Origin of the sequence: Campylobacter concisus, assembly GCF_002914195.1 — a bacterium.
Classification (GTDB): Bacteria; Campylobacterota; Campylobacteria; order Campylobacterales; family Campylobacteraceae; genus Campylobacter_A; species Campylobacter_A concisus_M.
The window spans coordinates 1-487 of the sequence record NZ_PPAU01000057.1; the positions used below are offsets into that span (position 1 = coordinate 1).

The window sequence follows — 487 nt, forward strand, 5'->3', positions numbered from 1 at the left end:
ATCCTTATCATGCCTAATTTGGTTTGTAAATTGCGCAAAATTTTCTATCTTTACAATCTCATTGGAGCCAGTTTCAAGCTTTAGGGCATAAAGTCTTTGTCGTCCATTTATATCAAGACTAATTGAATTCGTTTCATAGTCCATCTCAAAAAAATCTATGGTTTTTGAAAGCTTAACTTTTGAGAAATACCCAAAAACCTTCATAAAAATTTGATCCAATATGGCAAAAGACTTAAAAGTCAGTGAGCCTTTGGGTAGGGTGTCAAGTTTTATCATTTTGAATGTCCTATCGTATTTAATTGTTTAAGCTTCTCTTTTGCTAAGTAGCTTAAATTTTCATATTCGCTTATTATAACTTGCAAATCAAAAGCATTGATTGCAAATTTTTCTTTTATAAATTTTAAAAAATTGTCTAGCTCCACTGATGAGCCAGTTTCTCTTTTTTTTGAAATATTTTTTGTATATTCAAAGACGCGCTCCAATGGAG

2 protein-coding genes are annotated in these 487 nt (G+C 30.6%); both read right to left on the bottom strand.

Annotation, left to right across the window (positions count from 1 at the left end):
• Positions 1 to 276 (bottom strand): hypothetical protein (locus tag CYP28_RS01835; protein ID WP_141090893.1); only part of this gene is annotated, 276 nt, incomplete at its 3' end.
• Positions 273 to 487, bottom strand: a 215-nt coding sequence (locus CYP28_RS10245; protein WP_219811237.1) for a hypothetical protein, incomplete at its 5' end; no start/stop codon positions are given. The genes CYP28_RS10245 and CYP28_RS01835, both read right to left, overlap by 4 nt.